Raw genomic sequence first — 18,425 nt, 5'->3', positions numbered from 1 at the left:
CCCTGAGCAGGGACGTGCGTGCATCGAAGGAGTACCACTATGGCGAAGCGAGAGTCTCGCAAGCCGATCATCAAGAAGAAGGCCAATCCGCTCAAGAGCATCAAGCTTGAGGAGCCGATCGACTACAAGGACACCGCGCTGCTGCGCAAGTTCATCTCCGACCGCGGCAAGATCCGTGCGCGTCGGGTGACCGGTGTCTCCACCCAGGAGCAGCGTCAGATCGCGAAGGCCGTGAAGAACGCCCGCGAGATGGCTCTGCTGCCGTACTCGAGCTCGGCTCGCTGAGGCAAGGAGGAACAGCCATGGCGACCAAGCTCATCCTCACCCACGAGGTCACCGGCCTCGGTACCGCCGGTGACGTCGTCGACGTCAAGGACGGCTACGCCCGCAACTACCTGCTTCCGCGCAACTTGGCCACCCCGTGGACCAAGGGCGGACAGAAGCAGATCGACCAGATCACCGCGGCGCGGCGCAAGCACTCCATCGCCACCATCGAGGACGCGCACGCCGTGCGTGACTCGCTGCAGGCGAAGCCGGTCGTTGTACCGGTGCGCGCCGGTGCGAACGGGCGCCTGTTCGGTGCCGTGACCACCAAGGACATCGCCGAGGCGATCGCCGCCGGTGGTCAGACGGTGGACCGTCGCAAGATCGAGGTCGGACACGCGATCAAGTCCCTGGGCGACCACCAGGTGCAGATCCGCCTGCACCAGGACGTGTCCGCCACTGTGGACGTGCAGGTCGTGGCCTCGGCCTGACCCGCGAACATCTGCTGAAGGGCCCCGGTGCGCTCTGCGCCGGGGCCCTTCGCCTGCCTGGGGAGTCCTACCCAGGTAGTCCTGCCCATCGCGCCACCGGTCGGTGGCTGCGAGGCTGGAACCGTATTCAATCTGCAAGGAGAGACGAACTCATGCGCAAGACCCTCGCTGCCGCCGGCGGCGCCATCGCCCTGACCGCCCTGCTGGCCGGATGTTCGGCGGGCTCCGTGTCTGCCGACGAGGCGGCGACGCTCGCTGAGGACCAACTGGAGGAGCAGGTCGGGCAGCGCCCGGAGGTCACCTGCCCGGAGGATCTCCCCGCAGAGGTGGACGCCTCGATCGAGTGCGAGCTGACCGCCGAAGGCATGGAAGAGACCTACGGCGTGACGCTGACCGTGACCTCGGTGGATGGCAACAACGTCAACTTCGATATTCAGGTGGCCGAAACGCCGATGAGCTGACTGGGCTCGGCGGGCTGATCAGGGTGAGCACTCTGCGCCACCCGGTCGCCCGGTGACTCGGCCGACGCCCGGCTCCTGCGGCAACCAGCCGCGACCCGGTCAGTCCGCCTCACACCCGTCAGTTCGGCACCGGCACGTTCGGCACAGGTCAGTCCGCGCCGAGCACCATCCAGCGGCCCCCGCGCGCCCGCAGCCAGGTGGTCAGCGCCCGGGCGAGCATGTAGCCGCCGGCGAACGAGACCCAGAGCCAGACCAGCCCGAGCGCGCCGCCCGGGGCCCACACCCAGACCGCGAGCAGCAGCGGCAGGTACATGGCCAGGGCGATCCCGCCGGCCCAGGCCAGGTAGCGGCCGTCGCCGGCGCCCATCAGTACACCGTCGAGCACGTACGGCCAGGACGCGATCGGTAGCAGGACGCCGATCACCACCAGCCCCAGTGCGGCGGCGTGCTGGACCTCCGGGTCCGAGGTAAACAGGGGGGTGATCAGCCAGCCCAGCCCAGCGATCACCGCGCCGAGCCCGGCTCCGGCGAGGGTGCCCCAGCGCAGGCAGCGCCGCACCACCCGCCGCACCGTGTCCGGGTCCCGTGCGCCGAGCCCGTGACCCACCAGCGCTTGGGCTGCGATCGCGAGCGCATCCAGGGCGAACGCCGCCAGCCCCCAGACCGAGTTGACGATCTGGTGAGCGGCGAGCGGAACCTGACCGAGCGCCGTCGCGCACGCCACGGTGAGCAGGATCGCTACCCGCAGGGTGAGGGTGCGGATCAGCAACGGCAGTCCGGCACGGGCGTTGCTCATGATCCCGCCGACCGCTGGACGCAGCGAGACCGAGCGCTCCCGCGCGCCCCGGACGACCACCCACACCAGGGCGACGGCCATGCCGATCTGGGCGAGCGCCGTCGCCAGTCCGGAACCGGCGATGCCCATCTGCAGGCCGTAGACCAGGGCGATGGACCCGATCGCGTTGCCGATCGCGCCGATCACGGCGACCCGCAGCGGGGTCTTGGTGTCCTGCAGCCCGCGCAGGGCTCCGGTGGCGGCGAGCACCACGAGCATCGCCGGGATTCCGGGCATGGAGGAGCGCAGGTAGGCGACGGCGTGCGGAGCCACCTCCGGGGATGCGCCCATCCAGGCAACGAGGTGCTCGGCACCGGTCAGGCCGAGCACCAGCAGCACGCCACCGAGCAGGAGGGCCAGCCAGATGCCGTCCAGGCCGAGCGATAAGGCGCCGCGCTCGTCCCCGGCGCCGAGCTTGCGGGCGACGGCGCCGGTGGTGGCATAGGCGAGGAAGACGAACAGGGCGACCGTGGTGACCAGAAGGGTGGAGGCCAGGGTGAGGCCGGCGAGCTGGGCGGTGCCGAGGTGCCCGACCACCGCCGAGTCGATCAGGATGAACAGCGGCTCGGCGATCAGAGCACCGAGTGCGGGGACGGCGAGGTCGAGGATCCGCCGGTCGAGGGCGCGGCCGGTCGGCGTGTCGTCCACCAATCCTCCGAGTAGTTTTTGTCCACAGGCTGTGGGTGATCGCAAGCCTGTCCTGCTGCGGATCCTACGGATATATCCACACGTTTAGCCACAGCCTGTGCACAGCGATCCACAGGTTCATCCGCAGGCTATCCACAGGGCCCGGCGAGTTGTCCCCAGGCAGTGGTTTGCTGGAGCAGTCGCGGGTGCGTAGCGTCAACGCGGTCCGCGCGCGAGGAAGCGGGCCGGCCCGGTGTCGGCGGGCGGTGATAGGTCTTGACGGACGGTTCGGCGTAGGCGAGCAGTGGAGGAATTGGCGATGGCAGTGGGGCGACGATGAGCATCACCGAGATCTCGGACGCCCCGGAGAGCTTCGACAAGACGCCTCCGCAGGATGTGGCGGCGGAGCAGAGCGTCCTCGGCGGCATGCTGATGTCCAAGGACGCCATCGCCGATGTGGTGGAGACCCTGCGGGGCAACGACTTTTATCGACCCGCGCACGAGGCGATCTACGACGCGGTGCTGGACTTGTACGGCCGCGGAGAACCGGCCGACGCGGTCACAGTCTCGGCCGAGCTGACCAAACGCGGCGAGCTCGCCCGGATCGGCGGCGCGCCCTATCTCCACACGCTGCTGTCCTCAGTGCCCACCGCCGCGAACGCCGGCTACTACGCCCGGATCGTGCGCGAGCGGGCGGTGCTGCGCCGGCTGGTGGACGCCGGCACCCGGATCGTGCAGCTGGGCTACGCGACCGACGGCGGCGACGTCGATGACCTGGTGAACACCGCCCAGGCCGAGGTGTACGCCGTCACCGAGCGGCGCACTGCCGAGGACTATGTGCCGCTGAAGGACGTCATCAACTCCACGATGGAGGAGATCGACGCCGCCTCGCACCGTGGCGAGGGCATGGTCGGCGTGCCCACGGGGTTCACCGACTTCGATCTGCTCACCAACGGTCTGCATCCCGGGCAGATGATCGTGGTGGCGGCGAGGCCGGCCGTCGGAAAAGCGTTGGCGCTGGATACGCCATTGCCGACCCCGACCGGGTGGACCACCATGGGAGAGGTCCAGGTCGGTGATGAGCTCCTCGCCGCTGACGGCACTCCTACCGAGGTCGTCGCCGCGACCGAGGTGCTGACCGACCGGCCGTGCTTCGAGGTGACGTTCGACGACGGCACCACGATCGTCGCCGATGCGCAGCACCAGTGGTTGACCGATACCCGAGCCTCCCGCAAGTCTGCCCAGGCTGCCGCTGTCGGGTACAACGGATACCGCAACCAGCAGACCTTCGCTGAAGTGCGTACCACTGCACAGATCGCTGAGACGGTGCGGTGCGCGACGATCGACAAGCGGCTGAACCACTGCGTACGGAATGCAAAGCCGCTAGAGCTGCCCGACGCGCAGCTTCCACTCGATCCCTACGTGCTAGGTGTCTGGCTCGGGGATGGTCACAGCGCTGCCGCTCGCTATACCTCGAACGACCCTGAGATCGCGATGCGCATCGAGGGGCTCGGTTATGAGGTGCATCCTGGGGCGCGTCGCACCTACACGATCACTCGGTCGGCCGAACTGGTGGCGGCACAGACGTGCGTCGTCTGCGGGGCCGCCTTCACCCCCCGAACATCTCAGGTAAAGACCTGCGGTCGGTCGTGCGGCGGCAAGGCTAAAGGCCGTGGCGGTCTGAATCTGGTGCCGACCTGCCCGGACTGCGGGAAGCCGAGCAGCGGGCTTCGGCTCTGTGCGGAGTGCCGGGCTGATCACGGCACCGTGCAGGCGATACTCCGAGGCCTCGACCTGTTGAACAACAAGCACATCCCCGAGTGCTACCTGCGCGCGAGCGAGCGTCAACGGCGGGAAATGCTTGCTGGGTTGCTGGACACCGACGGCACAGTGTCGCCTACTGGCGCGGTCCAATTTACCGTGACCAGCGAGCAGTTGGTACTCGGGGTTCGCGAGTTGATCCATTCGCTGGGCTATCGCACCGGCATGACCCGTCGAGGCGTCAAAGGACGGTCCGCTGCATCGAGCACGGCGTTCACACTGACGTTTACCACGGCGGACGAAGTGTTCGGGCTGGCCCGCAAGCAGTTGGTGCACAAGGAACGGGCGCACCGTCCGACTCCGCGTCGCCTCGCGAGGTTTGTCGCCGATGTGCGCCGAGTGGAGTCAGTGCCCGTGCGCTGCGTTGAGATCGGGCATCCGTCACACCTGTATCTGGCCTCGCGGTCGATGATCCCGACCCACAACTCGACGCTGGGACTGGATATCGCCCGGTCTGCGTCGATCAGGAACGGTATGACCTCGGTGATCTTCTCGCTGGAGATGAGCCGCAACGAGATCTCGATGCGTATGCTCTCCGCCGAGTCCCAGGTGCCGTTGCAGAACATGCGTAAGGGCACCATGCGGGACGAGGACTGGACCCGCCTGGCCCGCACCATGGGCAGGGTGAGCGAGGCGCCGCTGTTCATCGACGACAGCCCGAACATGTCGCTGATGGAGATCCGGGCCAAGTGTCGTCGCCTGAAGCAGCGGCACGACCTGAAGCTCGTGGTGATCGACTACCTGCAGCTGATGAGCTCCGGCAAGCGAGTGGAGTCCCGCCAGCAGGAGGTCTCGGAGTTCTCCCGCGCGATCAAGCTGCTCGCCAAGGAGCTCGAGGTCCCGGTGATCGCGATCTCGCAGCTGAACCGTGGTTCTGAGGGCCGCACGGACAAGAAGCCACAGATGAGCGACCTTCGCGAATCGGGCTGCTTGACTGCCGACACCAAGGTGCTGCGTGCCGATACCGGCGCCGAGGTGACGATGGGTGAGCTCCTCGCCAACGGCTCCCGCGACGTTCCGGTGTGGGCGCTGGATGACCGGCTCAAGTATGTCCGCCGACACCTGACGCATGTCTTCAGCACCGGCACCAAGCCCGTCTACCGGTTGAAGCTCGCCTCCGGCAAAGAAGTGCGCGCCACGGCGAACCACCCGTTCCTCACCTACGGCGGCTGGACACCGCTCGGAGAGCTCAGGGTCGGTTCCCGGATCGGCGTACCGCGCCATGTCCCGGCACCGGAGTTCGAGGCGGAGTGGGATGACCGCAAGGTCATCATGCTCGCCCACCTTCTTGGTGACGGCTCATTCGTCGCGAGGCAGCCGATCCGGTACGCATCTATCGATGAAGCGAACCTAGCGGCTGTCACGGACGCGGCAACAGTATTCGGAATCGAGCCGGTCCGGGACGACTACGCCGCAGCGAGATGCACCACGCTGCGTCTCCGCGCTCCCTACCGGCTGACTCATGGGCGGCGGAACCCGATCGCCCAGTGGCTCGACGAGTACAAGCTGTTCGGCAAGCGCAGCCACGAGAAGTTCATTCCCGAGCCTGTCTTCCACCTGCCCAAGCGCCAGATTGCCCTATTCATCAAGCACCTTTGGAGTACCGACGGTTCGGTCACCGTGAACAAGAGCGGGCGGTCGGGTCGTGTCTACTACGCGTCGACGTCGCGCCAGCTGATTGACGGGTTGAGCCGCCTTCTGCTGCGGTTCGGAATCTCGACACGCCTGCGATCCGTGACCAAGGGCAACTACCGCCCGAACTACAGCCTGGACCTGAGCGGTTGCGATGACCAGCGCAGGTTCTTCCAGGAAATTGGTGTCCATGGAGCCCGCGGCGAGCAGGCGAAACAGTTGCTCGCAGTCATCCGTGAGACGCAGGCGAACACTAACGTCGACACAGTGCCCCAGGAGGTGTGGGCTGACGTTCGCGAAGTACTGGCAGAGAAGCACGTCACGCACCGCGAGTTCGCGAAGGCGATGGGGACTCAGTTCTGCGGCTCAACGATGTGGAAGCATGCGCCGTCACGCCAGCGGTTAGGAAAGGTGGCCGCAGTCCTCGACCATGAGGGACTTGACATGATGGCGGCTAACGATGTCCTGTGGGACGCCGTCACCGGCATCGAGTACGAGGGTGAAGAAGCGGTCTACGACGCCACTGTGGCCGGAAGCCACAACTTCATCGCCAACGGGATAGCGGTTCACAACAGCATCGAACAGGATGCCGACGTCGTGGTGCTGCTGCACCGTGAGGACATGTACGAGAAGGAGTCGGCCCGTGCCGGCGAGGCGGACATCATCGTGGCCAAGCATCGGAACGGTCCCACGGACACGATCGTGGTCGCCTTCCAGGGGCACTACGCCCGGTTCTTCGACATGGCGCAGTAGCCAACGCCGGGTGACATCCAAGGGCACGTTCTGAACCACCACCAGCAACAACGCTCACGCAGGCCGGCCCGGACGACGCGGCGGAAGTGCGCCGCGTCGCGTGCGGGGTGCGTGCTGGGGTCGACGCTATCCAGTCCGGTGGTGCCGACGCCCCGAGGCCACACTGATGTCCACCTCGTTGCCCTCCGGGTCGGCCAGCGTCCACCAGGCCGGTGCGTGCTCGTCGGAGAGCAGCGATCCACCGGCGGCCAGCCCGGCCGCCACCCGAGCCCGCGCCTGGTCGCCCGGAACGAATGCGTCAAGGTGGATCCGGTTGCGCTGCGCGAGCCGCCCGGTCTCCGTGGCGTCGACGGCCTGAAAGAACAGCGGCATGGTGAGCTGACGCGGATCGATGATGTCGGTGACCTCGGCGCGTGGGTCCTCCTGGTAGCCGAGCACCGCGCACCAGAACCGCCGCACTGCCGGGATGTCCGCGGCGTCTATGCCCACCTGCACGAACCGGGGCTTCGTGACGTCCGCGGTGAGCCCGAGCGCTCGGGCGCGCTCCTGGATCCGCGTGGCGAGCACCTCGTAGCCGTCATCCTGTTCCCACAGGTCCTTACCCGTGTCGAGGACCACGAACCCGGGGCGCAGGTCGATGCCCAGCGCGAGTTTCGCCTCGTCGGCCAGCTCCGCGGCAGCGGAGATGAGATCGGCGGCCTGCCCGGTCGAGTCCACCCGGTACCAGGCCATCGCCGAGAACACGAGCCGCCAGTCCTCGGTCTCCGGCTCGCCCCAACCATCGGCGCCGTCCTGCAGTGGCAGGAGATCGGCCTCGTTGCCCTCCGCATCGGCCACGGTGGCGTAGAACCCGTGCTCGGCGATCGACCCGGCGCTCCGCTCCCGCACCGCCTCCAGCGCGGCCTGCGCCACGGGTTGCGGGGTGACCGCATCGAGGTGCAGCCGATTGCGCAGCGGTCGGGGCTCACCCTGGTCCTGGAAACTGATCGTGGGCCCCCGGCGCAGCGGGTCCGCGATGTCCGCCACACCGCGGGGCACGTACCCCAGGACCGTCTCCCAGAACGGCTGCACCGCAGCCCGGTCGAGAACGTCGAACGTCAGCCGGAGCGACTGCAGCACGGCCGGGTCGGCCGCCAGGTCCAGCGCCCGCGCAGCAGCCGATACCTCACGTGCCGCACTCATCTCAGTGGTCCCGAGCATGCCGCCAGTGGGCACGATGTCGGCGCGCACCCCGGTGGCGCGCACGCTCAGGTCCACCGGTACGTCGAGGTCGGCCAGCGGCCGGGCCAGCGCGGCCCCCGCGGCATGGGACGGCGCCGAGAACCATGCGCTCGCCACCTCGCCGAGCACCCGCCAATCTCCAACTCCGTCGGCGGCCCCGAACTCCTGCGCCGTCACGACGACCCGATCCCGATGGCGAACACGTGCAACGCGGGCGTGCCCCGCACCGCCGTTGCGGAGACGGTCGGCAGGGTCAGCGCCGCCACGGTTCGCTCCGGGTCGATCGGGATCGACTGGAAGTGCACCTGGGTCGCCCGGTCGGTCGGCCCGGTCGGGGTGTTCCGATACGGCATCGAGACGATGGCTGAGTCACCGGGGTTCGACTGGCTCCAGTCCGGTGTGCTCAGTTCGACGGTTTCGGAGCTGCCGTCGGTGTAGTGCACCACCCAGTCGCCGGTCACTGTGCCGTAGGTGCCCGCGGCCAGCAGCCCGATCCGGCTACCGGAGGCATCAAGCCGCACGCTCTGGCCGTTCGCGAGCACGTTGTTCGCGGTCCCCGGATCTACGTCCGGCCAGGTCAGAGTGACACCCTCACGGCTGAGCTCGGTTCCCGGCTGTACGCCGTGGTCGGCCAGCGCCTGCGCCGAATACGACGAACCTGCGCCGTCGATGCCGACACCGAGTCCGGGCGGGTTCACCTCGTCATCGTCGGTGACCGACACACCGGAGAATGCATCGGCCAGGGCGGCGTGCGGCACCGACACCCCCAGCTCCGCCTCGGCCACCGGGATCGCCTCACCGCCCGAACCCGCGGTGACCGTGAGCGGCACTCGGAGGGTTCCGGGCTCTGCCGGGCCGGTGACCTCTACCGCCACCTCGGCGCTCTCGCCCGCCCCGAGGCGCACGGTGCCCGAGGCGGGGACGATCGTGACGCCGTCGGGCGGCTCGGCAGTCCAGTTCAGGGTCGCCGCCTGGTCACCGGCGTTGTCCACGGTGAGGGTCGCGGCGCCGGGCTGCTCCGCCGACGCCAGCAGCACGGCGGGATCGACGGTCAGCGAGAAGTCGCGCGGGATGAGCGCCCCAGTCTCGTAGACCTCGATCTCATACAGGGACAGCCCCCACTGAGTGCCGCGCTCGGTCATCGTCAGCCGGAGGTAACGGCCCTCGCCGCTGATCGCATGGCGATCCAGCCCGCCGTCGCCGTCCTCGGTGGTGGCCAGCGTGGTCCACGTGCTCAGATCTGTGGACGCCTCCACGGAGTACGCGCCCGCATAGGCTGACTCCCAGTCCAGGATCACCGTGCCGAGATCGACCTGGTGGCCGAGGTCGAGCACCACCGACTGTGGAGTGACCTTCGGCCCGCACCAGCGGGTGCTGGGGTCGCCATCGGTGAGCATCGATTCGTGGCAGTCCGGCCGTTCCCGGCCGGTGGACCAGACGAGAGCTCCGTGTGCGAGGTTCGGATCGGGTCCGTCCAGCAGCGCCCACTGAGGTTCCTGCCCGACGGCGAAGACTCGCCCGGCCAGCGCGTCCCACCCGCCGTCGAGGTCGGAGTCCCAGAGCTGCTGTGCCATCGCCCGGAGCGGCATATGCAGCCGTCCGGAGATCTGTTCTTCGGTGGCGGTGCCGGGGGAGTCGTTCCAGAGGTGGATCTGCCCCCCGAGGATGCCCTCGGCGTGTGGATCGGTGGTGTTGGGGGCCACGGCGTCGTGCCACTGACCCATATCCCAGTCCTCGGTGATCTTGCGGGGATCGAGGTTGTTCCAGGTCGGCGTCGCCCCCGGTACGCCGTAGAGCACGTTGCGATTGGCGTTGATCAGTTGGTAGCCCCGATCGAGGAACTCCTGCGCGGTGACATCGCCGTGCTGGTCGGACCAGTACTCCAGCACGATGTCTGTGTCGGCCTGGAGTACGGCGCCGCCCTGGGCGCCGTCGTTCCACATCCGCATGGTCTTGCCGTGCGCCTGGACGACGTCGTTGACGAAATTGGTGAAGTCGAGCACCGCGTCGTGGGCGTTGGCCTCCGGGCCGTACTTCTCCTGTGCCCAGTTGGTCAGCACCGGGTACGCGTCCCAGTCGCCGGTGAACTCATCCCCTCCGGTGTGCACGTACCGGCCCGGGAAGAGGGGGATCAACTCGTCGAGGATCTCCTGCACGAACTGCCGTGCTTCGGGATTGGTGGGGTCGAGGTTGCGGGTGTTGCGGTTGCCGTCGGCATCGACGACCTGCAGTTCGGGGTGCTCGCGGAGCGCGTACTGCATGTGCCCGGGCATGTCGATCTCGGGAATGATCTCGATGTGGTACCGGGCGGCGTACTCCACCAGCTCGGTGACCTGCTCCTGGGTCCAGTGCTCAGGCGAGACGATCTCCGGGTGGGTCCTGGACTCGATCCGGAAGCCGGCATTGTCCGCGATGTGCCAGTGGAACTCGTTGTACTTCAGGGAGGCGAGCTCCCGGATCTGCCGGCGCGCCCACTCGGGCGTGAAGTACTGGCGGCCGTTGTCCACCATGAAGCTTCGTTCGGCATAGCCCGGCCAGTCGGTCGCGACGCCGCCGGGGATGGTGCGGTCGTGGGAGAGCATCTGCAGGACGCTCCGGGTGCCGAGGAAGACGCCGTCGTCCGTCGGTCCGGCGATCGTGACGTCGTGATCCACGGTGATTCGGCTCGACTCGGCGCCATGCTCGGTCCAGTCCGGATCGAGCGTCAACTGGATGACGCCCGGTCCACGGCCGGGGCTGGTGCCCTTGACCTGCACGACGACGTGACGGCCGGTGAGCGCCTCCAGGTCCGTGGCGAAGGTGGTGGCATCGTCGGTGAGTTCGTCGGCGTACTGGGGGTCGACGCGCAGCTGGATCGCCCCGCGGCCGAGCGCGAAGTTCTCCCCGCCGGGTTCCCACTGCTGCAGCGCCGGGACGGTCACCGGCGCCTCGTCGGCCGGCGCCGCGGGAGCGGTGGGTTCATCCGCGCTCGCGGGCGCTACCAGGAGCGCGGTGACCATGGCGGTGCTGGTGGCCAGGGCGGCCAGCGCCCGGGTCCCGAGACGAATCCTGCTGCTGTGCATCGAAGTCCCTCCGGTGGCGTCGTCGCCGGCGACGAGACTATCCAGGTAGTTCCGGGCGTGTCTACACACGCAGTGCCCAGACCGTTCCGCGTTCCCAGGTGGCGTCGCCTGACTCCAGGCGGGCGCGGAAAGCCTCGTGGGGAGGCCCTAGCTGACCTGTCCTCGCCGGATCCCGGTCTGGAGCTCACCGGACGATAGCCCGACTGGTTCCTGTCGACACCGCTCGGCCATCCGTTGTGCCGCGAGAGTCCTGGGCCGCTCACTGGTGCAGGTGAACTGCTGCAGGATCGCCAGAGTGGACACACCCGACTCCCAGAGGAACGATGCGAGCTGAGACTCGTCGGCCCCGGTCCAGTCCATGGCGCGCACGACCGACTCCGGCAGCAGCATGCCGGCGGCGAACTGGTCCGCCGCGTTCTCCTGCGCAGTCGTGGGGGAGTCACCCCGCACGTGGTGCCCCAGCGCGAGATGCCCCAGCTCGTGCGCCAAGGACCAGTTGCTGCGGAACCAGTTCGGGATCGCGTTCAGCACGATGATTCCGCGTTGACCGACAGTGAGGGAGTAGTCGGTGCCCCGGTCCAGGGATGCGCACCACGTCAACGGCGAGACGCTCCTCGATCGTCTCCGCGAACTGCGTGACGAATTCGCGGCCCAGTACCTCGCGTACTGCTCCCGGTGACCCGGGTAGGGGCTCGCTGGCGGGCGGACCGTCCGGATAGGCAGCGCGGTAGGTGTGCGCGACCTGCTGCAGGATGTCCTGGTCACGCTCCTCGCTGGGATTGGACCGGGTGCGTTGTTGAGCGTCCCACTGCTGTCGAGCCGCGATACTCAGCCGGTGTGGGTCTGGCCTACCGGTGATCAGCCAGTTGAGATCGACCCGGAGGCTCTCGGCGATCCTGGTCAGCTCAAGGATTGAGAACCCGCGCTGACCGTTCAACGCTCGCGACAGAGCGTCGGGGGTCATCTCGACGTGGTCCGCGAGTGCACGCTGCGACATCCCCGGCGCCAGACTGGCGCGGATCCGCTCACCCACCTCGAGGACCTGCTTGTCCATGCCGGGAGTCTCCGTCGGCGTTGGGAAAATACCAATGCCGCTCTCCGGATGCCGACCGTCCACCATCACACCGCCGGCTCGGGCCCGCTGCCCACCACCTATCCGGCTCGCACGCGAACTGCTCGTAACCCCAATCCCACGGCGAACACGACGATCCCGGCGAGCACCGCCGTCGCCGGCAGGGTCGTGCAGAGGATGACGCAGCCGATCTGACCTACGGCCTGGAGAACCCGCGGGAAGCGCCGGTGCACCCCCGACTGCGTCCATGCAGACAGGTTGGCGACGGCGTAGTACACGAGCACGCCGAAGGAGGAGAAGCCGATGGCACCGCGCAGATCGACGGTCAGCACCAGCAGGATCAGCACGATCGCCACCGCGACCTCCGCCCGATGGGGAACTCCGAAGCGCGGGTGCACCGCCGCCAGCCCACGGGGCAGATCGCCCTCCCGGGCCATCGCCAGACTGGTCCGGCCGATCCCGGCCACCAGGGCGAGGAGCGCGCCGAGCGAGGCTGCCGCTGCGCCCATCCGGACCACGGCACTGGCCCATGGCGTCGCGGCGACTGCGTCGGCCACTGGAGCGGATGCTCCGGCGATACCGGGCAGCCCCAGCACGGCGAGCAACGACACGGCGATCACCGCGTACAGAGCCACCACCCCACCGAGCGCGAGCACGATCGCACGCGGAATCGCGCGCTGCGGATCACGCACCTCCTCACCCATCGTGGCGATCCGGGCGTACCCGGCGAACGCGAAGAAGAGCAGACCCGCTGCCTGGAGCACCCCGTACCACCCGGCCGGTCCGCCCAGAAGGCCCGCACCGCCGTCGCCATGCCCCACCTGCGACCAGTCCGGTTTGCCACTACCCAGCGCCACGGTGACCGTGATCGCCAGTGCGAGCAGCACCAGGCTCACAATCCAGCGGGCGAGCCGTGCGGTGCGGGTCACGCCGCAGTAGTTGACCGCTGCCAGCGCGATCACGGCAGCCGCGGCAACCGGGCGCTCCCACCCGGGCGGCGCGGCGTAGGTAGCGAAGGTCAGGGCCATCGCGGCACAGCTCGCGGTCTTCCCGACGACGAAGCCCCAGCCGGCAAGGTAGCCCCACCAGGGCCCGAGGCGCTCGCGGCCGTAGAGATACGTTCCCCCGGAGGTGGGGTACTGGGCGGCGAGCTGGGCCGAAGAGGTGGCATTCGCATAGGCGACGAGCGCCGCCAGGGCCAGCGCGATGAGCAGCGCCGCCCCGGTGCCGGTGGGCAGGACGGCCTGCGCCGCCGGACCGAAGGCCGCGAACACCCCAGCCCCGATCATCGAGCTGAGGCCGACTGCCACCGCGTCGCGGGTGGTGAGGCTGCGGGCCAGGGTGTTCATGCCGGGATCGTCGCAGGCCAGCGGCGCGCTGGCACGGTGTCGATGGGCGGTCTCGGCGCGGAGCGGATCATCAGGCCCCGATGCCGGCTACGGAGACTCCGGTGAGGGTCAGCGCTGCTGCGACGATGCTCCAGGCCACCGTGCCGGCGCCGACCCAGAGAAACGCGGACCGGGCGGTCACCCCGAGTGCCACCGCCGCGATCGCGGAGAACTGCGTGCCGAGACCGATCGGCCCGAGCAGCGCCAGGCCAGGCATACCCCAGCGCGACATCACGCGGGTGATCCGGTCCTGCCGCCGGCCGCGCCGTTCGGCAGCGGCTGGGTCGTCGTCGCCGTCAGCGGATCGACGGCGGTGTCGCCGGGCCACCCACCAGTCGCGGATGCGTTCACCGAAGACCGCCGCCAGTGCGACGGTGAGCAGATTGCCGACCACGGCGGCCAGCACCACGAGGGGCGCGGGCGCGCCGGCGAGGATCCCGATCGGGATCACCACGATCGCCTCCAGCCAGGGGAGCGCACCGCCGAGGAAGGCGCCGGCGAGCACCGACCACTGCGCACCGGTCATCGAGGTGTACTTCTGCAGTCCATCACGGTCAGCCTAGTCCGACAATTAGGTGCCCTTGTGGGGTCAGGCAGCGGGTTCGAGGGTGACGTGGTAGCCGAGGGCCGTCAGCTCGCGGACGTGCCGGCGCGACTGTGCGCGGCGCCATAGGATGCCGGAGGCGGTGGCGTCGCTGAGATCGGGAGTGAGAGGGGAACGACCTATGCCCTATCCGATGGAGGGCTCCGACTGGCTGCTGGACCAGATCAAGAAGTTGGTGCCCGATCCGCCGCCCAGGCCGTTCACTTCGTTGGCGCTCCTCGGCAACGGTTGGGATCTCGCCCTCGGCTGCAGGTCGAGCTTCGCGGACTTCCGGGAGTACTTCCACACAGTATCGATGGAGGATCTCGCGGGAGGCAATGACGTGCTGATCCGGATCTTCGAACAGGTCGAAGAGATCGCAGGCCCTGGGTGGCGGGACTTCGAGGCCGGGTTGGCAGACCTGAACCTTCCCGGCGAGGTTGCCGAACTGGACTACCCGGACTCCGGCGACCTGAGCGAGCTGGATCAACTCACCGCCGACGGCCACGACTACAGCCACGATTTCCGGACCGGTCTGTCGGACACGTTCACCGACTGGATCGCGCAACTGCCTGGCCCCACCCTGGACCCGCGACCACCTGCACGCGCTCTGGTCGAGAACAGCGACGGCGTCATCACGTTCAACTACACCGACACGTTGCGCACGGTCTTGCACGTGGACGAAAGCAAGATCCTGCCTATCCATGGCGAAGTGCACGGTTCTAGCCCGCTGTACTTCGGATGCGCGCCACCGATGAAAACCAAGTGGCGGACCACAGGATCGAACTCCCTCAGCAACTCCGTGCGCGAGGTGACACTGGACGCGTTGCTGGATGGGCTGACCAAGAACCCGAGACTTGAGCTGATCGGCAGCTTCCTGCGGCACTGCCGGACACTGCGCCGGATCGACTCGTACGGGTTTGCCTTCGGCGAGGCCGACCATCCGTATGTGGAGCACCTGATCGATCACTACTGCGACGCGGCCACCGTCTGGACGCACTACTGCTACAGCCCGAGCGGAGACGTGTCCGGCTCGGACGACGCGGAGAACTTCCTCGAGGTGATGGACGCGCTCGGCTTCCCCGGCATCCCCCGGCTGGCGGCCACCTGACCAGGACGGGTCCCCACCGCACCAGCAGCTCGTGGTTCTACTACCTGCGTGGCGGTAGCTCGACCTCCCGGAGGGGACTCCCGCCGTCGATGAACAGCCGTCCGTGCGGGGCGAGTGCCGCCGCGATCCGTGGGCGGGCGATCTGGCCGGCCATCGGGTGCCTGCCATCGAGTGCGCCCACCCGAACGGCGAAAGCGAGGTCGAAGGGTTCCTCGCTCGGCAGCAGCTCGAACTGCTCGACGGCGATCTGTCGCGCAACCATATGCCCGATTGACAACATGTTCCCAATGATGGGAACATGTTGTCATGACACCTACTGCACATATCCTGCTGGTCGACCACCTGGCCGACTGGGAGCCCGGCTATCTGCTGACCGAGCTCAACACCGGACGCTTCACCCAGGAGCCGTGGAACGTCGTCGCCGTGGCGGCCGCGCACGATCCGGTACCGACGATGGGTGGCATGCACTGGCTGCCCGATCTCACCCTCGACGCGCTGGACCCCGCTGAGAGCGACCTGCTGATTCTCCCCGGCGGAGCGGGCTGGGAGCCGGGACAGGAGGTGCCTTACGTCCAGGTTGCGTCCCGATTCCTCGACGCCGGAGTGCCGGTGGCGGCAATCTGCGGCGCCACTGAGGGGCTCGCCCGGGCCGGCCTGCTCGATAACCGGGCGCATACCGGCGCCGCCCGCGAGGCACTCCAGGCCACCGGCTACGCCGGAGAAGGCCACTATCTGGACCAGCGTGCTGTCGCCCAGGACGGCCTCATTACCGCCGGCCCGCAGTCGCCGGTGCAGTTCGCCTGCGCAGCGCTCGGCATGCTCGGCCTGATGTCGCAGGAGCGGCTGGCGGCGTACGAGGGGGTCTTCGGTCGCGGTGACGCCACCGGTTACCCGGTACTGATGGCGTCATGAGCACCCCACGGCGCGAGACCTGGCCCGCGCATCCGCCGGTCTCGGCAACGGGCACGGAGATGACCGAGCTGGTGCTGGAGACGTTCCGGCTCAATGCCCACTTGATGGACGCCGCGCAGCGTCTGGCCGCCGAGGGCGACATCACCGCCGCCTGGTGGCAGGTGCTCGGCGGAGTCCTGGACGAACCGCGCACCCTGCCCGAGATCGGCCGGCGGATGGGGGTGAGCCGACAGGCGGTACGCCGGATCGCCGAGCTACTGGTCGAGCGCGGACTCGCGGAGTACCGCCCGAACCCGGCCCACCGCCGCGCCCAGCTGCTCGCCTGCACCGAGGCCGGTTACTGGGCGATCCGGCAGATCAGCCTCGCTCAGGCGCCGTGGGCGGAGCGCATCGGCGCGAGCGTCGGGGCGGAGGAGCTCCGGGCCGCGCGGGAGACCATGGGTCGGCTCGTGGCGGCTCTCGACGGCGATACTCAGTAGCGTTGACGTGGCGCCCGGCGTAGGGGTGACCGGGTGTTGTCCGGTCGCCCTCCACGCCATGCCCTCCGTGCCGTCGCCTCAGAGCTTCCACTCCGCAGAGAGCTTGCCGTCGGTGTAGGCCTGGGCAATCAGCGGATGCGCCTTGTTGATCGGGGTGCCACCCGCGATCGCTCGGTCGGTCTTGATGTGCACATAGGTGATCTGGCTCTGATCCGCTACGTCGCCGCTGTAGTGAATATGTACCTCGCCCCAGTGCTTGAATCTCGAGGGCATCCACAGGGGCCGCTTCCAGGTGATCGAGAGCTCAGTCTCGATCGTCGGTACACCACTACCCATGTAGGGGAACCACCGGCCCCGGTTAACCTCAGCAAGGTCCTCAGCCATGGTGATCCGGGTGAGATGGGCCGCCGAGTGTGTGGTGAGGCGCAACCGGTGGATCAGGGCGCGAAGTTTCTCCTCGGTGCGCAACTCTTCGACGGCCTCGAAGACTTCGGTCCCCTGGAGCGACGCATTGAGGGCAGACCACGTGGCAAGCCTCACGCCGCCGTTCCTCAACACTGTGAGCAGCTTGGCCTTCCCTCGGGAGAGGAGCAGCGTGGCGAGTTGGCCCGCCTCTCGAGGGTCCACGGTCGGCCAGAGCTTCCCGATCTCCGCCTTCAGGTCGCTGTGCAGCTCGGCTGGGCTCTTGAGCGAAAGCCGCTTGACCGGAACCATCTCCGACCACTTGTCCCACTTCCGGTCAAAGGACGCAACATCGAACTCGACGTCGCCGAAGAGCAGTGCGTCGACCTTGGCCAGGATCGGGTATATCTCGCGTAGCTCTCTGCCGGTGACCTCCCGCACCTCCTGCGGAATGGGAGCGAGGGCCGCCTCTCGGACCGAGCACCACTCGGTGGCCGTCTCGAACTTCGTACGCCAGGCCATACGGGACGCCGGCTTGCCGACGCGCAACGCTGACTTCGCATCGATCAGGTCGTTGCGCACTGTCAGCCAGCCGGCGCCCCTCGCGGAGGCGCGGCTCTGCATCACCGCTCGAACCTGGTCGAGAGCGTCCAGCCGGGTCAGCACCGCCTGGGTCTCCTCTCGCATCAGAGCGACCAGATCGTCGTCCATCAGAGCAACCAGGTCCTTGTCGAGGGCCGCCCACACATCCGTCAGGTGTTCGCGGTTCATGATCGCAGCCGCTCGCTCCTGCGTGCCGCCGTCCCGAAGGTACTGTGCCACTGCCGCGCGATTGTCGGCTGTTCGCTCGTCGTACGCGGCGGTGAGCGAGGCGTTGTCCGCTGGGTGGGCGCTCAGGATCTCCTGGGCTTGCGCGACAGTGCCCACCCCGTCCAGGAACCCCCGCGTCATCGGCTCGCGGTCGAGGGCATCCTGCCCGCTCGCGTCCGTCAGCAGCAACAGACTGGCGATGCTCTTGGGGAAGGACTGCTCCAGCCGGGCGAGAGTACCTGCCGGTGTCCGGGGAGCGGGCTGGCTCCAGTCGAATTCGTCATCATCGGTGAGTGTTGGCCGGGTCGGGGCCCAGAAGTTGTGCTCCTCGAACGCGGGATGCACTCGCTGGAGGGCGGCAGCAGTCACAGCGTTCCCGGCCGATGACTGCAGCTTCAGCACCCTGCCGGCAGCCGGGGTCGCCGGTGTTCGGGCCTGGGGACCGGTCACGCTTTCACCCTGAGGTGTGCGAGGGGCTCGTTGCGGCGCAGCGCTTCGAGG

The 18,425-nt window shown here is 68.2% G+C and carries 16 protein-coding genes and 1 pseudogene; 8 read left to right on the top strand and 9 right to left on the bottom strand.

The genetic code is table 11. The features are described 5' to 3' along the window. Positions 1–39 precede the first annotated feature (39 nt). The 3 genes from rpsR (at position 40) to FU260_RS23175 (ending at position 1,216) form a co-directional block, all read left to right on the top strand. On the top strand, positions 40–285 hold the full coding sequence (gene rpsR, locus FU260_RS23185; protein WP_147919205.1) for a 30S ribosomal protein S18: 246 nt from the start codon (positions 40–42) through the stop codon (positions 283–285). Positions 286–302: 17 nt separating this feature from the next. Beyond that, on the top strand, positions 303–755 hold the full coding sequence (rplI, locus tag FU260_RS23180) for a 50S ribosomal protein L9 (RefSeq protein ID WP_147919204.1): 453 nt from the start codon (positions 303–305) through the stop codon (positions 753–755). Between the two features lie 152 nt (positions 756–907). Continuing rightward, entirely contained in the window at positions 908–1,216 is a 309-nt protein-coding gene (locus FU260_RS23175; RefSeq protein WP_147919203.1) for a DUF4333 domain-containing protein, read from the top strand. Positions 1,217–1,364: 148 nt separating this feature from the next. Here the strand turns inward: FU260_RS23175 and FU260_RS23170 are convergent, their stop codons facing one another. Then, positions 1,365–2,699: an MATE family efflux transporter gene (locus tag FU260_RS23170; RefSeq protein WP_235912125.1), complete on the bottom strand. Its 1,335-nt coding sequence runs from the start codon at positions 2,697–2,699 to the stop codon at positions 1,365–1,367. A gap of 315 nt (positions 2,700–3,014) precedes the next feature. Between FU260_RS23170 and FU260_RS23165 the strand changes: the two genes are divergently transcribed. Beyond that, positions 3,015–6,884: a replicative DNA helicase gene (locus tag FU260_RS23165; RefSeq protein WP_147919201.1), complete on the top strand. Its 3,870-nt coding sequence runs from the start codon at positions 3,015–3,017 to the stop codon at positions 6,882–6,884. Between the two features lie 126 nt (positions 6,885–7,010). Here FU260_RS23165 and FU260_RS23160 read toward each other — a convergent pair whose 3' ends face one another. From FU260_RS23160 to FU260_RS23735, 3 genes are all read right to left on the bottom strand, one after another. Continuing rightward, on the bottom strand, positions 7,011–8,282 hold the full coding sequence (locus tag FU260_RS23160; RefSeq protein WP_210418163.1) for a VOC family protein: 1,272 nt from the start codon (positions 8,280–8,282) through the stop codon (positions 7,011–7,013). Then, entirely contained in the window at positions 8,279–11,167 is a 2,889-nt protein-coding gene (locus FU260_RS23155; protein ID WP_147919200.1) for a family 20 glycosylhydrolase, read from the bottom strand. The genes FU260_RS23160 and FU260_RS23155 overlap by 4 nt, the downstream gene beginning before the upstream one ends. A gap of 147 nt (positions 11,168–11,314) precedes the next feature. Then, positions 11,315–11,767, bottom strand: a complete 453-nt coding sequence (locus tag FU260_RS23735; RefSeq protein ID WP_235912124.1) for an ImmA/IrrE family metallo-endopeptidase — start codon at positions 11,765–11,767, stop codon at positions 11,315–11,317. A 133-nt stretch (positions 11,768–11,900) separates the two neighbouring features. Between FU260_RS23735 and FU260_RS24300 the strand changes: the two genes are divergently transcribed. Then, positions 11,901–12,083, top strand: coding sequence for a hypothetical protein (locus FU260_RS24300; RefSeq protein WP_235912123.1), 183 nt, complete (start codon positions 11,901–11,903; stop codon positions 12,081–12,083). A gap of 3 nt (positions 12,084–12,086) precedes the next feature. Here the strand turns inward: FU260_RS24300 and FU260_RS24680 are convergent. The 3 genes and pseudogenes from FU260_RS24680 to FU260_RS23135 form a co-directional block, all read right to left on the bottom strand. Continuing rightward, positions 12,087–12,131: pseudogene (locus FU260_RS24680) on the bottom strand (hypothetical protein); the annotation flags it as partial. A gap of 188 nt (positions 12,132–12,319) precedes the next feature. Next, on the bottom strand, positions 12,320–13,588 hold the full coding sequence (locus tag FU260_RS23140) for an APC family permease (protein ID WP_147919197.1): 1,269 nt from the start codon (positions 13,586–13,588) through the stop codon (positions 12,320–12,322). Between the two features lie 70 nt (positions 13,589–13,658). Further along, positions 13,659–14,153, bottom strand: a complete 495-nt coding sequence (locus FU260_RS23135) for a small multi-drug export protein (protein WP_147919196.1) — start codon at positions 14,151–14,153, stop codon at positions 13,659–13,661. 199 nt (positions 14,154–14,352) lie between these two features. Here FU260_RS23135 and FU260_RS23130 point away from each other — a divergent pair, with 199 nt between their 5' ends. Next, positions 14,353–15,321 carry an AbiH family protein gene (locus tag FU260_RS23130; protein WP_168211917.1) on the top strand — a complete coding sequence of 323 codons (969 nt, stop codon included), beginning with the start codon at positions 14,353–14,355 and terminating at the stop codon, positions 15,319–15,321. Between the two features lie 40 nt (positions 15,322–15,361). Here FU260_RS23130 and FU260_RS23125 read toward each other — a convergent pair whose 3' ends face one another. Then, positions 15,362–15,583, bottom strand: coding sequence for a hypothetical protein (locus FU260_RS23125; protein ID WP_210418162.1), 222 nt, complete (start codon positions 15,581–15,583; stop codon positions 15,362–15,364). Between the two features lie 44 nt (positions 15,584–15,627). Here FU260_RS23125 and FU260_RS23120 point away from each other — a divergent pair, with 44 nt between their 5' ends. Both FU260_RS23120 and FU260_RS23115 read left to right on the top strand, forming a co-directional pair. Then, complete coding sequence (locus tag FU260_RS23120; RefSeq protein ID WP_147919194.1) at positions 15,628–16,233, top strand: DJ-1/PfpI family protein; 606 nt, start codon at positions 15,628–15,630, stop codon at positions 16,231–16,233. Beyond that, on the top strand, positions 16,230–16,712 hold the full coding sequence (locus tag FU260_RS23115; protein WP_210418161.1) for a MarR family winged helix-turn-helix transcriptional regulator: 483 nt from the start codon (positions 16,230–16,232) through the stop codon (positions 16,710–16,712). The genes FU260_RS23120 and FU260_RS23115 overlap by 4 nt, the downstream gene beginning before the upstream one ends. Positions 16,713–16,790: 78 nt before the next feature. On the opposite strand, the gene FU260_RS23110 is transcribed toward FU260_RS23115, so the two are convergent. After that, positions 16,791–18,374: a hypothetical protein gene (locus tag FU260_RS23110; protein WP_147919193.1), complete on the bottom strand. Its 1,584-nt coding sequence runs from the start codon at positions 18,372–18,374 to the stop codon at positions 16,791–16,793. Between the last annotated feature and the right edge of the window lie 51 nt (positions 18,375–18,425).

Source organism: Ruania zhangjianzhongii (assembly GCF_008000995.1).
Classification (GTDB): domain Bacteria; phylum Actinomycetota; class Actinomycetes; order Actinomycetales; family Beutenbergiaceae; genus Ruania; species Ruania zhangjianzhongii.
This window is presented reverse-complemented; position numbering and strand designations above follow the sequence as displayed.

Bases quoted from the DNA above. Each gene is read 5' to 3' on its own strand.
- FU260_RS23140 (WP_147919197.1), bottom strand. From the start codon at position 13,588: ATGAACACCCTGGCCCGCAGCCTCACCACCCGCGACGCGGTGGCAGTC.
- FU260_RS23175 (WP_147919203.1), top strand. From the start codon at position 908: ATGCGCAAGACCCTCGCTGCCGCCGGCGGCGCCATCGCCCTGACCGCC.
- FU260_RS23120 (WP_147919194.1), top strand. From the start codon at position 15,628: ATGACACCTACTGCACATATCCTGCTGGTCGACCACCTGGCCGACTGG.
- FU260_RS23115 (WP_210418161.1), top strand. From the start codon at position 16,230: ATGAGCACCCCACGGCGCGAGACCTGGCCCGCGCATCCGCCGGTCTCG.
- FU260_RS23135 (WP_147919196.1), bottom strand. From the start codon at position 14,153: ATGACCGGTGCGCAGTGGTCGGTGCTCGCCGGCGCCTTCCTCGGCGGT.
- FU260_RS23165 (WP_147919201.1), top strand. From the start codon at position 3,015: ATGAGCATCACCGAGATCTCGGACGCCCCGGAGAGCTTCGACAAGACG.
- rplI (WP_147919204.1), top strand. From the start codon at position 303: ATGGCGACCAAGCTCATCCTCACCCACGAGGTCACCGGCCTCGGTACC.
- FU260_RS23130 (WP_168211917.1), top strand. From the start codon at position 14,353: ATGCCCTATCCGATGGAGGGCTCCGACTGGCTGCTGGACCAGATCAAG.
- FU260_RS23155 (WP_147919200.1), bottom strand. From the start codon at position 11,167: ATGCACAGCAGCAGGATTCGTCTCGGGACCCGGGCGCTGGCCGCCCTG.
- FU260_RS23125 (WP_210418162.1), bottom strand. From the start codon at position 15,583: ATGGTTGCGCGACAGATCGCCGTCGAGCAGTTCGAGCTGCTGCCGAGC.
- rpsR (WP_147919205.1), top strand. From the start codon at position 40: ATGGCGAAGCGAGAGTCTCGCAAGCCGATCATCAAGAAGAAGGCCAAT.